The organism is Alkalimonas cellulosilytica, assembly GCF_036325985.1.
GTDB classification, from domain to species: domain Bacteria; phylum Pseudomonadota; class Gammaproteobacteria; order Enterobacterales; family Alteromonadaceae; genus Alkalimonas; species Alkalimonas cellulosilytica.
Genome location: NZ_JAUHLI010000017.1, coordinates 1 through 13,195, shown reverse-complemented (window position 1 = coordinate 13,195; position 13,195 = coordinate 1). Strand labels below are relative to the sequence as shown.

Genomic DNA, 13,195 nt, shown 5'->3' with positions numbered 1-13,195 from the left:
CTACTTTAGCACAGCCGTAACGACAGCGGAAAAAGGCTCGGTTAATGGCAGGCTACAGGCGTTCATTTACCGCCCGCAATATCGTCGCTACCGCAGCACCGACACCAGACCATCACTGGCTTGATAGTGAATCTGGCTGCGGCCTTGTGCCTTGGCCTGATACAACAAGGCATCGGCTTGTTGCAGTGCTTGCTGCATGGCTTGTCCTTCCTGCAGCAACACCGCACCACCGCTGGCGGTTACTTCCAGCTCAGCGATAGGCTCAAAGCGTAGGGCATTGCATAATTTGATCAGGTTGTCCTCAACGGCATGCTCTCCCACCCCACGCAAAATCAGCAGAAACTCCTCTCCTCCCCAGCGCAAAACCTGGTCGTCTTTGCGCACCGCCGTTATCAGGCGCTCGGCCAACTCGGTCAAAACAGCATCGCCCCTTTCATGCCCATATCGATCGTTGATTTGCTTAAAGTGATCCACATCCAGCAACACCAGCAGATCGCCTTTGGCGTGCCCCATGGCCGATAAAGCCCTGCGATTTAACAGTTGTGTCAGCGGATCCCGTTTCGACAAATCATCCAATTGAGCATTCAGGCGTCGTACCTGCCGAATCGCCAGTAAGGCACCGGTCAGTCCCAATAACAAGATGGTCACCAGGCCTATGTACAAAGTACGTTCACGCTGCGCCCTTGTCAGGCGCTCATCCCGAAGCGCATTGGCCTGCTCCAGCAGCTGAATGCGCAACCCCTGCTCCTGGGCTTCAAACTGTACCTGCAGCTCACTGAACACCCGGTCACGCTCTATCGCCAGCACCTGATCACGGATCTGCCGCTGCTGTCGCAATACTTGATTTTCCTGTAAAAAAAGTCCGGCTTCATGATACGCATCTGCCAGGTGACCCAGCATAATACCTTGCGTCCCCGGCGTGGTCTTGTCAGCAAAGGCGGCATACGCCTGCTCCATCATGGGCAATCCCTGGTCTGTTTGGCCTTGCAGTACCAATACGTAACCAATATTAAAACGCATCACATGGATTTCACGGTCATTGCCCAACCGTTCGGCAATGGCAATACCCTGCTCCAAATAAGTCAGCGCTGGCTCAAACTCCCGGCGGTGCAAATGCACAGCCCCCAGGTTGTTAAAACCCAACATATGCACCCGCCCAAGTTCCTGCGGGTCCCGCACAGTGGTAGCGGCACGAAAATCGGCCATCACTTGATCTGTAGTGCCATAAGCCATCTGTGCTGCGGCGCCCCGTACCAGGTACAATTCTGGCAGCAGCGCATCCAGCCCCTGTGCCTGTGCAGCGTCCAGTGCTTGCGATACAATTTGAATGGCGTACTGGTAATTCTGCAGCCGGCTCTGAATCCGGGCCAATTGCAACTGCAAGTACTGACGGCGGTAATCAGTCCCCTGCAGATCCAGCAAAACAATTTCATTGTGTGCCTGCAAAAAGCGTTGCAATGCAGGCTCCAGCTGGCCACTCGCTTTTAGCGCCCGCCCCAACTGCAGACGCAGCTGAAATTGCAGCCTGGGGCCTACATCCTGCTCCAGCAATGCCTGCACTTGCGGCTGCAGCGCCACTGCCGCGTCAAACTCCTGGTGATGCAAATACAGCTCCAGCAGTGCATTCAGCACTTCCAGCTGAGCTTCGGTAGACATGGCCTCTGCTTGGCGCAGCAGTGTCTGCAAGGCACTAAAGCCTTCCTGTTTTTGTTGTGGCACCAACGCCTGCTGCAACAGCAACAAGGCTTGCACCCTGAACCAGGTATCGGACTCCGACTTGGCATGAAGTTGCTGCTCCCAAACAGCCAGTTGCGCAGTATCAGGAAAACGCAGCGGCCACTGAATCACGGCATCCAGTTGCTGCTCAATGCGGGGAACACGCTCAGCAAAGCTGTGCCAGGACAGCACAGTCAGAAAGAAAACAACAAAAACACGATACATAGCAGATCCTTCTCTCAACCAACAGGCGATGGCAGCAGCCACCTACGAATGCATCAATCAAACTCCTATCCATGAGGTTCGTTTCTATAATCTAGCCAGCTATGCGACTGCATTGCAAGCTGAAAAGAGCAGAAAGACGTCATTCACCTGAAAGTAACCGGTTATACTGCATCTGCCGGACACATGCTGGAACACCATGAACAACAAAAGCCACAGTAAGTGGCTTTTGAAAGTACAACTGGCTGATTGAGTTTAACGCTGAGCGGTGCGCCGCACTGCTCCTAAAGCCAACAAACCTAATGCCAGCACCCCCCAGGTTGCAGGGGCTGAAACAGCAGCAGTACTCTGTTGAGCCACCACACTCACACCATCAAGAAAGTTGCCGATGGTGCCGGTGTTGTGCGAAGTGAACCGCAAGGTGGTGCTGGTATCGGTGGCAATAAAGCTGCTGCTAAAGAAGCTCCAGCCTTGGTTGGTGTGATCGTTCAGCGTTTGGCTCAAGTTCGCCACCGTCACTTCAAACTGTTCATTGCTACCGTTACGGGCACGGTAATAAAAACTCAGCTCATAGCTCTGACCCACCAGGGTTTCAAAGCTCTGGTAAATCGACCAGGCGCCCTGATTGCTGCCATGCGCATTCAGCTCAATAAAGTGGTTGCCGGTCACCGCCTGCACGCCATTCATCGAGTTCCAGATTTCGATGTTGCTGCCCTGCCAGCCTGGAACTTGGCTGGATGGCATCCAGGTCCAGGAGTTGGGGTTAATCGGGTTGGCTTCAAAATCGCCGTTTACGATCAACGACGCCTGGCTGCTAAAACTGGCCATTGCCAATACAGCAGCACCTACTACGGTACGAACAAGTGCTAAAGACATTTTGATCCCTCAAATATGCGGTTGAAAAACACGCTCATTGTACCAGTTAACAAATGCCAGCGGAACAAAAATTAATCAGCTTTGTTAATCAGGGGGTTATTACCATTCGCCCATCTGAAGTCGCTGTTTCACACCAAGCACCTGGTACTGCAGTGCATCAAAAACTTCATCAAAATCTTGGCATTCCTCGGAGAGGTTTGGCAGCGACAAACTCGCCTCTGTAAAAAAACGCCGCTGTTCTGTCTCGCTCTGCCAGGCTTGTTGCCACCACTCGATAATAAACCAGCTTGAGGATTTAAGCCTCAACTGACTCGGAAGTCGATCACGTTTTTGCCTATTTTCTTTTGTACTGGCCGGAAGTAAATTCCACAGGTCATTATTTGGCCAGTAGCTGAAGGGAACACAATGATCAATGTCATAACTGTAAAGCCGATCACCACTCCAAACGCTACAGACATCTATGCCTTGTTGGCGCAACTGTTCTACCTTCTTTCGAACCATAGCCGTGTCGTGTTGATGCTCTAACCAACGCAGTTGATGATGGTATGTATCCAGTGATATCTGCTGTTGTTGGTTCCGCTCATACTTTTGCATTTCAGCAATCCATTGCTGCACCAATAAAGGCTCAATCCAACAGCCGTACTGGCGAAAGCAATGCCACATATCATCTTTTAAAATGAAGCGACCAAAACTATCAAGAAAGGTTTTATCCAGCAATACAGAGCTCTGTCGCTTCACCTTGGAGCGCTCGATGGCAAACAAGCGGTTATCTCTGTGCCCTTGCCAGATATAAGTCACTGGTCCGGCTTTGATAGTAGCCAATGTATCAACCATTAACTGCTGCAGAGCTAGAGCATCCTGGCCAGTGTAAAAGTTACCGATAGCGAAATCATCAGCCGTCAGATGACTTAGTAAGTCCCAGCCGTTTGCTTTAACAAACCCTAACCCTTTCGCAGGATCAGAGTTTTGCTGGATATTGTTGTCAACCAGACGCTTAAATAAACGGATCCAATAAAGCGCCACCAAACCAAGGGAGATAGCCACAGTTCCATCTTGTTTATCAACAACGGCGCCAGGGTGCGCATCAGCTATACGCACCAAAGTGCGGAGCAAGGCCAACTTGTAAGTAGACGATTTGTTGTCATTCACAACAATATGCCGGACCTTGCTTAGGCTACCGCTGCCATCATCAGGCAACTCAAGAACTAAAGTTTGCCACTCAACATCATTCCGCCCGCCACTGTCTGCTGTGCGCGCACTGACATAACGAACAACCAAACCAAACTTCTTCGCCAAGTCAGAAACTTCATCAATACCCACTGGGTAAGCCACCCGATTGTCACTGAAACTGCCATAGCGCAGGCTTAAAACAAAACGGCCACCAGGTGCCAGTAAATTAGTAATTTTCCGAAAAGCTCGCTCACGATCAGACGGCAAAATATGCATCCACACAGCACTGAGTAAAATAGTCTGGAACTGGAGATTGAGCTGATAAACCACCTTAAGCTCAGGCAAGCTGTCTTGCAGCCACTTAACTTGCTCAGCTGTTTTTAGCTTGCCCAACTGCAACAAATCATTAGCTGGCTCGACAGCTATCACCTGACACCCCTGCCGAGAGAGCCATTGAGCGTCTCGGCCACTGCCAGCGCCAATATCCAGCACCAGCTGTTCTTTGGGCCAAAACGACTGCCAACACGCATGTACTTGCTCAAAACTCAGCGCATCGTACTGAGCTGCAAACAGCTTTGCCTGCCTGTGATAGATATCAACATTTTTACTCATAACAGCACGGCTTACCCATGTGAGGTAAAAAACTAAATACTATGCCCAAAAGAACTCACCCCAAAAACTCAGCCAACCCCTCAGGCAACCGAGCAGGCTCAAAAATCTCAATCCAATAGCCATCCGGGTCGCGGATAAAGGCGATGTCTTTCATTTTGCCATCGGCTGGTTTTTTCACAAAAGACACGCCCAGCGCTTCAAAACGCTGGCAGGCGGCGGTTAGATCGGGCACGGCGAAGCCGATGTGGCCGAAGCCTTTGGGTTCGTCGTTGCCGTTGTGGTACTGGCAGTTGTCGTCGTTTTCGCTGCCCCAGTTCCAGGTGAGCTCCAGCATGGCCGGGCGGCTGAAGGTTTGGATGGTGCGCTCGTCGGTATCTTTGGACCACTGCTGTGTTTCTTGCTCGCTCAGTGCGGCCAGGAAGAACAGCGAAAAGGTCATTTCGGGGAAATCCAGCTTGCGTACCAATGTCATGCCGAGCACCCGGGTGTAGAAGTCCAGGCTAACGGCCGGATCTTTAATGCGCAGCATGGTTTGGTTAAAGACAAAGTCGTTGGTGGCCGGATCGCGCTGCTCGCACAGGCCGGGGGCGCTTTCTAAGTGGCGGCTCATAGCTGGCTCCTTCTAAGTAGCAAGAATAAACAATCAGGCTGCCAGCTTAGCAGATTTTGTCCCCCTTGTGCGCCGCGCTGTTCCTATCTTGGTTGGATGATTTGCTGCACGCTAACCGGCTTGCTGCAAGCTGGCAGAGTCGGTGCCAAAGCCCACTGATACCAACCAGGCAAAGGCTTCTTGCTCGGACGGGTAAACCCGCTTTTCAAAGCCGGGGCTGCTGTCGCGAATCATTTTGTCGAGCTGGTATTTTTTGATCATGCTGGGGCAGTAGACCTGTGCAACGTAACGCAGTTGGTGTTGGATGCACCAGCCCACCAGATCCTGAATCACGGGCTCCATTTCCGGCACACCCAGTTGCCAGTCGTCCAGGTAGACGATGTGCGCCCAAGGCTGGTTGCACAAGGGAGCCGCCTCGGCTTTAAACTGGGTACTGAAATCCTCGGCAGTGAGACGGTTCCAACTGCCTTTGACACGCGCCAATAGCACGCGCTGCTCGCGCCAGAGGGTAAACTTGGTGGTAGGCATGCTACTCTTCCTATTTGAAACCCAGACTATTAGATTAGCAAAACGAACCGGGCTTGCTTTGATCTGAACACAACTTTTAGCCAAAAGCTTGTCTCTGTTTTGCTACAGCAGCGTTGATCCGCGACTTAAATTAGAATAAATTAATTTAATGAGCCTGAATTTGATCTGTCGCATATACACCTTCGCCGCAACCGTTATGCTAGGGCTTTTGTAATCAAGGCTAAGGATAACTTTATGAGCAATAAAACCGTAACCGTACAGGCCAATATGGCCGATGGCTTTGCAATCGCCGCAGACATTGATGGCCACAAAGTGATGATTGACCAGCCGGTTGCAGCCAAAGGCACTGGCACCGGGCCCACGCCGTTGCAAATGATGCTATTCGCGGTCGGTGGCTGCATTGGCACCATTGGCCGCATTGCGGCTTTTCAGCAAAAAATTACCCTGCGCAGCATGCAAATCACGGTGGAAGGTGATTACAACCCGGCCGGCCTGATGGGCAAGCCGAGCGATGACCGGGTAGGTTTTTCGCAAATCCGTATTAGCGCCAGCATTGATGCCGATTTAACGGATGCAGAAAAGCAGCAGTTTCTGGATGAAGTCTGCGCCCGCTGCCCGCTGCACGACAACCTGCTGCATGGTACTGAAGTGATGCATAGCCTGGCGCCTTAGCCCCTTCCCCTCTCCTTTTTTGCACGGCTGCAGCTGGTGTAGCCGTCTACCTTGTTACAAGTGACAGCGAAAAGCTGTAACAAGCTGTTGCAGTTTATGCGTTAAAACCTGTTATTTTGCCTGAAAACCCCGTTATCATAGCTGTTCTTGTTTTTGAAGGAGCGAGCTATGGGATTTGGATTATCACTGATTGGCTTTTTTGTTGTGTTAGTTCTGGTGATTCTGGGCTCGATTAAGGCCTATGAAATCATCAGCGGCAAGTCAAAGAAGAAGAAGGACGATCAATAATGGCAAAAAATAAAAACATTTTTACCGCTGCTGCGGCGGCATTGGGTGTTCTCATCCTGCTGTTTGCAGTCGGCAGTTTCTACACGGTGGATGAAGGTGAGCGTGGCGTGGTCATCCGTTACGGCAGCCTGATTCACGTGGCCGAGCCGGGTTTGCATTTTAAACTGCCGGTGATCGACAGCGTGCGTAAAATTTCAGTGCAAGAGCAGGTAGAGCTGTACCGCAATATGGAAGCCTACAGTAATGACCAGCAACCGGCGGTAATGAACCTGTCGGTACGCTACCAGATCGACAGCAGCCGGGTGGATGAAGTGTACCGGAATTTTGGTACCCGCCAGGCGCTGATTGACCGCCAGGTGACACGGATTGTGCTGGAAGAAGCCAAAACCGTACTGGGACAGTTCAATGCCGCCACCTCTATTCGTGAGCGTGGCCGGTTGAATTTGGAAATGGCGCAAGCGGTGCAACGGTCGGTCACCGGGCCTGTGATTATTCTGGGTGTGCAGGTGGAAGATGTGTCCTTCAGTGCGGCCTATGAAGAAAGCGTCGAACAGCGCATGCTGGCAGAAGTGGCCGTTGAGCGTGAGCGGCAAAACCTGGAGCGTGAGCGGGTGGAAGCCGATATCGTGCGAACCCGGGCTGCAGCCGAAGCGGATCGGGTGCGGGCTCAGGCCCAGGCCGAAGCCGACAGCATCCGGCTACGCGGTAACGCCGAGGCGGAAGCCATTCGCGAGCGGGCCGCGGCGCTTGCCAATAACCCACTGTTGGTGGAACTGGTAAAAGCAGAGCGTTGGGATGGCAGACTGCCTACCACCATGCTGCCAAACGCGACCGTGCCTTTTATTGAAGCCAATAAGTAATGGATGCAGCGCAGGCGGCGTGCCCGATATGGGCCCGCCGCTTGTGAGCGAATCCTAAAAACTCAGCTGCATACCAGCATAAACAGAGCGCCCCATACCAGGCACGCCAATGCCAAAGGGGACCCCGTTCAGCGACATGGTAGTGCCCTGACCAACATAGCTGCCACCGGCCGGTAAGGTGTAAAATTTGTTCAGCAGGTTTTCTACCCCAAGATCCAGCCGCAACCTCTGCCAGCTGTGGCTAAGCCGAAGGTTAAGCAGGCCATAACCGGCGGTATCCACTTCATTGCGAATGCTGGATAAGCGCTGCTTGCCCGAGACCAGCTGCCACTCCAGGCTGTTGTCCCAGCCGGCCAGTTGCTGCTGCAGACTAAAGCGAGCTTGCCATGGCAGCGTTTGGTAAAGGCCATCTTGCGTGTCGGTATTTTTGGCATCCAGATAGCTGATGTTGCCATGCAGTTGCCACAGGCCACTGGCATTGACTGCCAACTGAGTGGCCGCGGTGAAATCCAACCCCTGCAGGCGTGCTGCCTGGTTTTGGTACTGCAGAACATTGAACTGGCCAGCTTGCCAGTTGGCGTTGGCAGCCGCCGCATCGATAAAATCTTTCACCCGGGTATGGTAGGCATTCAGACTGACTTGATGCAGCTGATTGTCGCTCAGCCAGCTCAGGCTGGCTGAGACGGTCTGGGCTTTCTCCGGTTTGAGCGCCAGGTTACCCACATAACCATTGCCATCGCCCACCAAATTGTTCATCGAAGCGGCCATCGGCCAGAACGACCAGGGATAGGTTTCATACAAGTTAGGGCTGCGCACTTTTTGGGCGGCTCCCAGCTCCAGTTGCCAGTTCCGGTTGACCGCATAGCGGCTTAGCACCGTCAGATCCAGATTGTTGTCGGTGATTCGGCGCTCGGCCTGATTAAAGGCCGCGGCATTCATCAGCTGCATGCCTGGCGCATTCATCGCCGTGGAATAGCCTTGCACCGGGCTGGCATCCCGCAATACCGACTCCAACCGCACACCATACAGCAGCACCCAAGCAGCGGAGGCTTGCAGCTCATGCTCGGCAAACAGGGCCCGGCGATCACGTTTGCCATCATTGATATTTAAGAACGTACCCGGGCCCATACCCCCACCGGAGGCCGTCCAGTAGTCGTCCAGTCGGAACTGCTGGTACTCTACTCCCAGGCGAATGCTATCGGTCGCGGAGCGCTCCAACTCGGCACTGAGCCGAAAGCCCAAGGTGTCGGCATCAGAGTGCATCGGCATGCCGGCGGCACAGGTCCCGTTAGGATCACCATGAAAACGAATGGGGTCGCAAGGCTGCCCGCCCATCGCATTGCTGCCGTACCAGAACTGCTTGTCTGGCCCGAAATCCATAAAGTGCTCGACACTTTCATGATAGATACGGCTGTGTAGCTGGCCCCAAGGCGTGCTGCGATCCCAGCTCAGATTAATACGCCGCTGTTGGTTATCCAGCAGATCCATCCGCTGGTTGGGATACAGTTGGCTGGGCATGTTCTGGTAGCCCAGTTGCAGATCGATGACATCCTGCCGGGTAGTAAGCGCCAGCCGCAGACTGTGATTTTGCGTTTCATAGGCGCTGGAGCCAACTTCGTCCAGCGGCAGGCTATGGTTTGGCCGACCGGTGGCTTCGAGGGTTTTAAAATCCGCTGCAGCACGGTTATTTTTGCCGCGACTCCAGTTGCCGCTATAACTGGCAAAAAGCGCGGCGCTGCTGTAATCCAGCTTAATGTTGGCCCCACGGGCCTGATTGTTGCTGCGGTAAAAAGATCCGATTTCCCCGGCAAAGCTGGCTTCAGAGCTAAATACCGGGGCTTTGGACTCACTGATGATGCTGCCGCCAATGCTGTCGCCGCCCAGACTGACCGGGCTGATGCCGGCAAAGACGGTGATGCGCCCCACATCGGTAGGTGCCATGTAGGACAGCGGCGGGTTCATGTGATTCGGGCAAGCCGAAATCAGATCCATGCCATCCACTTTTACCCTGAGCCTGTCATCAGCCAGGCCGCGGATCACCGGCAAACCGGAGACCGCCCCCGCTTGCTGCACACTAACCCCGGCCAGCATGGCCAGTAAGCTGGCAGTGTCGCTGGTCGCGGCAAGCTGTTTTTGAATGGCGGCTTCATCCAGTTGTTGCTGCTGCGTGCCGCGCAGCGGCTGCTGGCCTTCGATACGAATTCGTTCAACGCCCTGCTCGGAAGCCGCAGCCGGATGGGCCGCAAGGCAACCAAGGCAGATGGCCACCGTCAGCGGGGCCAGCGCAAAGTGATGCGAGGAAATAACAGTCGACATAGTAGGCTCACCGAAAAAATAGCGGCAGCAAAGCAGGTTCGCTGCGCTGCAACAAGAGATAGCGGCTATGGTAGGTACTTTGAAGCCAAAAGGTAATGCGACAAAGTGTCGCACTCTTGTGCTAGCAGGATGGTACGCAAACTCTGCTGAGGGCCTTGGTTCAACTGCAATAGGCTTGCCCCCGACAGCTGAGACAACTTATCGCCCAAGTGGCACAAAGCCAGTTTGCCCCGCCACCAAAGTGTGTTAAGAATAAAAGTTATCGTGCTAACACTACCAAGGATATGCCCTTCATGTTTAAAGCGAAAATACCCATGCTGGTTGCCAGCTTGCTGCTTGGCCTTTGTGTTCAATCTGCTCAGGCTGTCACCGAAACGCCTGCACAGGGGCGGGTGATTGCATCGGCTGATCAATTCAGTGTGCTCGCTCACCGCGATCGCATTGCACCGGAAAATGCCATGGTGAACGAGCGCTTGAGCAGCCTGCTGCCTGCGCTGATGGCCGAGACAGAGCTTGATATGTGGTTGGTCATTAACCGCGAATACGTGGAAGATCCGGTGTTTTTTAGCTTAGTTCCCCAGCCTACCTTTGCGGCACGACGGACCACCATGCTGATTTTTAACCGGCTGGCAGATGGTCAGGTGGAGAAACTATCGGTGAATACCTATCCGTTTGGGGCGCCTTATGAGTCGGTCTGGTCTGGCGGCGATTTGGACGAGCAGTGGCAGGCACTGGCGGATCTTATTGTGGCAAAAGATCCTAAACGCATCGGCATCAATGTCTCAAAACACTGGCCGGAAGCCGATGGCCTGACCAAGGGCATGCATCAGCGACTGCTGGCCGTGCTGCCAGAACAGTATCAGCAACGGCTGGAGCCGGCCGAGAACCTGGTGCTGCGCTGGCTGGAAACCCGCACCGAGGCCGAGCTTAGTGTGTATGCGCATGCGGTTGGCTTGGCGCGCGGCGTTATTGCGGAGGGCTTTAGCTCACGGGTGATTACCCCTGGCGTGACCACCACCGACGATGTCGCCTGGTACTTGCGGCAACGCTTTGAGGATTTGGGCCTGCCCATTTGGTTTATGCCGTATGTCACTTTTCAGCGTCAGGGGGAAAGCTGCAGCGATGAGCAACCGTTTTGCAGCATCAACCAAGGGGTGATTCAACGGGGCGATGTGCTACATACCGATGTTGGCATTTGCTACTTAAAAATGTGTACCGATACTCAGGAAATGGCCTATGTGCTGAAGCTCGATGAAACCGAGGCGCCGCAAGGTCTGCGCGATGCACTGCGCCAGGGCAACCGCTGGCAGGATATCCTCACCGCCGAATTTAAAACCGGTCGTAGCGGTAATGAAATCCTGGCGGCAACCCAGACAGCCAGCAAGGCTGCAGGACTTAACAGCAGCACCTACACCCACCCGATTGGCTTTTTTGGCCATGCGCCAGGGCCCACCATTGGCATGTGGGATAATCAGGGACCTACCGCAGTGAATGGTGACTGGCCACTCTATCCAAATACGGCCTATGCGATTGAAGGCAATATCAAACAGCCTTTGCCGGAATGGGGCAATCAAACCATTCAGATTATGCTGGAGCAAAGTGCTTACTTTGATGGGCAGCGGGTGATTTATCTGGCCGGGCGGCAGACGGAGTGGCATTTGGTACGGTGATGGTACATGGTCACTGGTGAGCAACGGCTCGCCAGCTTCCTTTGAATCACGTAAACGGAGAACTGGCGTTTTTAGCCGATGTGCAAGAAAAGTAACCAATCTACTGTCTTTGTCTCCAACATTGCAGACAAAGCTTTGCTCCGGGGAATTTGGGAGTAAATGTTTCACAACAATCAGCACAGCGGGGATGGTGTCTTTGCTCCGCAGTCACGGCATGACTTTGCGCTGCTGTTTTGGCTGAGCGTTCAGCTTGGGCGATTGCCGGTAAAAGATCTTCGATTGGCCTCGTCTCTTTGATAGAAAAGTGGTATTTGGCAGTAATCCCTCTTTTGACACCTGCAACAAAATCATTGCTTGCCGTCCCTCGATCATGCCGTCGATAGGGATGCTCAGCATGTATTTTTCTTAATTTGTCTATTTCTTGAAATACCGTGATGCCGCCGATGTCATCGCAAGGCCGGTTAAACATCCAGACAACAAACAAAGGCACATTTCTTCGGTATTTTTTCAGGTCAGCGTCTTTGCATGAAAAATAATGTAAAAGCTTTGGTTCATCGATCACCAACGTTTCTTTCGGGCGTAGACGTACGATTTTAGACGACTTAACGAAAGCCTTGCCCTGAAGAAACTTAGCTTCAACCCGACAAATCAGCAAATCTCCTGAACTCACATCAACAACCCTTATATCGGGTTTTTTTGTCTGCTCTGGTTCTTTACAAGTTAGATTTGAGTGTTGTTCTATCTTTAGCTTTAGCTCATTCACTAAATGCTGCGAGTTCTCTAGATCACGGTTAAATGGATAATGAAACTTCGAATGGGGTAAGCATCGGCTGCAGGTGCCACAATCAAAAATGGCATCAGAGCTTAGCGAAATTTTGTCTCTACAGATCAGCATACCAAGTGCTCAATGGAACAATGTGTACACTCAGTGTTACTCAAAAATACTGAAATGTAAATTTAACAGCATGCTACGCGATAACAGCACCAAATTCATCCAGGCACTCAGATATATGTCCCAGCCAATCCTCATCGGTAAATTCAAAGTTTCTTAATATTTCATCTGAAAAAACAGCAGTAAAAAAATCAAACAGTACACGGCTTGTAAAGTGCGTATTTGTCACACTGGAAATCATTAACTTTTCAAACATAGATCTTTTCAGCGGCACAATTCGCACCTTACCGCCGTAGGCTTTACTAGCAAAGCGCGCTTGTGTAAGAAGGTAATTTACGACGTTGTCGTTAATTTTCTCAGCAACAAATACGCCAAAAACAGGCTTAAAGTTACCCTCTTCTACCAGCCTTTTTTGCTTCATACCTAAGTGTCTGGATATTGACTCGCCTTCCATTTCGTATTGCTTTTGCCCTGCGCTCAATGTCACTTCAACTATTAAATGAAAGTCCTTATATTCTGCCTCTATATCAGGCTTGTTGCCTGCTGCTGTCGATACAGGATAACCATCAAAGTCGACAATATAATTACCAACTATATCCATCGCATCATTTATTAGCACCAGAGCACGTCATGTATTCCATTCATACATTAATGGCCTATCCAGTACATCAGACCCTCGAGTAGTAATCAGGTCATATTGCTCCTGAACATCCTTGGTGCTGCTGACGAGGTTGGCTCTAAGTAACTTAGCTTGATCGCTTAG

Annotated in this window: 11 protein-coding genes; 3 read left to right on the top strand and 8 right to left on the bottom strand. The window is 52.2% G+C overall.

Annotation, left to right across the window (positions count from 1 at the left end; genetic code table 11):
• Positions 1-87 precede the first annotated feature (87 nt).
• The 5 genes from QWY20_RS15300 to QWY20_RS15280 all read right to left on the bottom strand — a co-directional run bounded on the left by QWY20_RS15300 (position 88) and on the right by QWY20_RS15280 (position 5,734).
• Complete coding sequence (locus QWY20_RS15300) at positions 88-1,941, bottom strand: GGDEF domain-containing protein (protein ID WP_330129872.1); 1,854 nt, start codon at positions 1,939-1,941, stop codon at positions 88-90.
• Between the two features lie 252 nt (positions 1,942-2,193).
• Positions 2,194-2,814, bottom strand: a complete 621-nt coding sequence (locus tag QWY20_RS15295; protein WP_330129871.1) for a DUF642 domain-containing protein — start codon at positions 2,812-2,814, stop codon at positions 2,194-2,196.
• Between the two features lie 99 nt (positions 2,815-2,913).
• Positions 2,914-4,596: a methyltransferase domain-containing protein gene (locus QWY20_RS15290; protein WP_330129870.1), complete on the bottom strand. Its 1,683-nt coding sequence runs from the start codon at positions 4,594-4,596 to the stop codon at positions 2,914-2,916.
• Between the two features lie 55 nt (positions 4,597-4,651).
• Entirely contained in the window at positions 4,652-5,206 is a 555-nt protein-coding gene (gene gloA / locus QWY20_RS15285; RefSeq protein WP_330129869.1) for a lactoylglutathione lyase, read from the bottom strand.
• 111 nt (positions 5,207-5,317) lie between these two features.
• The gene (locus tag QWY20_RS15280; protein WP_330129868.1) at positions 5,318-5,734 is read right to left on the bottom strand and encodes a hypothetical protein; all 417 of its coding nucleotides are present in this window, start codon (positions 5,732-5,734) and stop codon (positions 5,318-5,320) included.
• Between the two features lie 234 nt (positions 5,735-5,968).
• Between QWY20_RS15280 and QWY20_RS15275 the strand changes: the two genes are divergently transcribed.
• Together QWY20_RS15275 and QWY20_RS15270 are read left to right on the top strand one after the other, a co-directional pair.
• Positions 5,969-6,406 (top strand): OsmC family protein, encoded by a 438-nt coding sequence (locus QWY20_RS15275; RefSeq protein WP_330129867.1) that lies wholly within the window; start codon positions 5,969-5,971, stop codon positions 6,404-6,406.
• Between the two features lie 287 nt (positions 6,407-6,693).
• Positions 6,694-7,554, top strand: coding sequence for a prohibitin family protein (locus QWY20_RS15270; RefSeq protein WP_330129866.1), 861 nt, complete (start codon positions 6,694-6,696; stop codon positions 7,552-7,554).
• Between the two features lie 54 nt (positions 7,555-7,608).
• Here the strand turns inward: QWY20_RS15270 and QWY20_RS15265 are convergent, their stop codons facing one another.
• Positions 7,609-9,870, bottom strand: coding sequence for a TonB-dependent receptor (locus QWY20_RS15265; protein ID WP_330129865.1), 2,262 nt, complete (start codon positions 9,868-9,870; stop codon positions 7,609-7,611).
• A gap of 293 nt (positions 9,871-10,163) precedes the next feature.
• Here QWY20_RS15265 and QWY20_RS15260 point away from each other — a divergent pair, with 293 nt between their 5' ends.
• Complete coding sequence (locus QWY20_RS15260) at positions 10,164-11,540, top strand: M24 family metallopeptidase (RefSeq protein WP_330129864.1); 1,377 nt, start codon at positions 10,164-10,166, stop codon at positions 11,538-11,540.
• Positions 11,541-11,640: 100 nt separating this feature from the next.
• Here the strand turns inward: QWY20_RS15260 and QWY20_RS15255 are convergent, their stop codons facing one another.
• Both QWY20_RS15255 and QWY20_RS15250 read right to left on the bottom strand, forming a co-directional pair.
• Positions 11,641-12,303: a hypothetical protein gene (locus tag QWY20_RS15255; protein ID WP_330129863.1), complete on the bottom strand. Its 663-nt coding sequence runs from the start codon at positions 12,301-12,303 to the stop codon at positions 11,641-11,643.
• Between the two features lie 205 nt (positions 12,304-12,508).
• The gene (locus QWY20_RS15250) at positions 12,509-13,051 is read right to left on the bottom strand and encodes an AlwI family type II restriction endonuclease (protein ID WP_330129862.1); all 543 of its coding nucleotides are present in this window, start codon (positions 13,049-13,051) and stop codon (positions 12,509-12,511) included.
• Positions 13,052-13,195: the final 144 nt, after the last annotated feature.

Coding starts and splice junctions, on each gene's coding strand:
- QWY20_RS15300 (WP_330129872.1), bottom strand. CDS start 1,941: ATGTATCGTGTTTTTGTTGTTTTCTTTCTGACTGTGCTGTCCTGGCAC.
- QWY20_RS15295 (WP_330129871.1), bottom strand. CDS start 2,814: ATGTCTTTAGCACTTGTTCGTACCGTAGTAGGTGCTGCTGTATTGGCA.
- QWY20_RS15290 (WP_330129870.1), bottom strand. CDS start 4,596: ATGAGTAAAAATGTTGATATCTATCACAGGCAGGCAAAGCTGTTTGCA.
- gloA (WP_330129869.1), bottom strand. CDS start 5,206: ATGAGCCGCCACTTAGAAAGCGCCCCCGGCCTGTGCGAGCAGCGCGAT.
- QWY20_RS15280 (WP_330129868.1), bottom strand. CDS start 5,734: ATGCCTACCACCAAGTTTACCCTCTGGCGCGAGCAGCGCGTGCTATTG.
- QWY20_RS15275 (WP_330129867.1), top strand. CDS start 5,969: ATGAGCAATAAAACCGTAACCGTACAGGCCAATATGGCCGATGGCTTT.
- QWY20_RS15270 (WP_330129866.1), top strand. CDS start 6,694: ATGGCAAAAAATAAAAACATTTTTACCGCTGCTGCGGCGGCATTGGGT.
- QWY20_RS15265 (WP_330129865.1), bottom strand. CDS start 9,870: ATGTCGACTGTTATTTCCTCGCATCACTTTGCGCTGGCCCCGCTGACG.
- QWY20_RS15260 (WP_330129864.1), top strand. CDS start 10,164: ATGTTTAAAGCGAAAATACCCATGCTGGTTGCCAGCTTGCTGCTTGGC.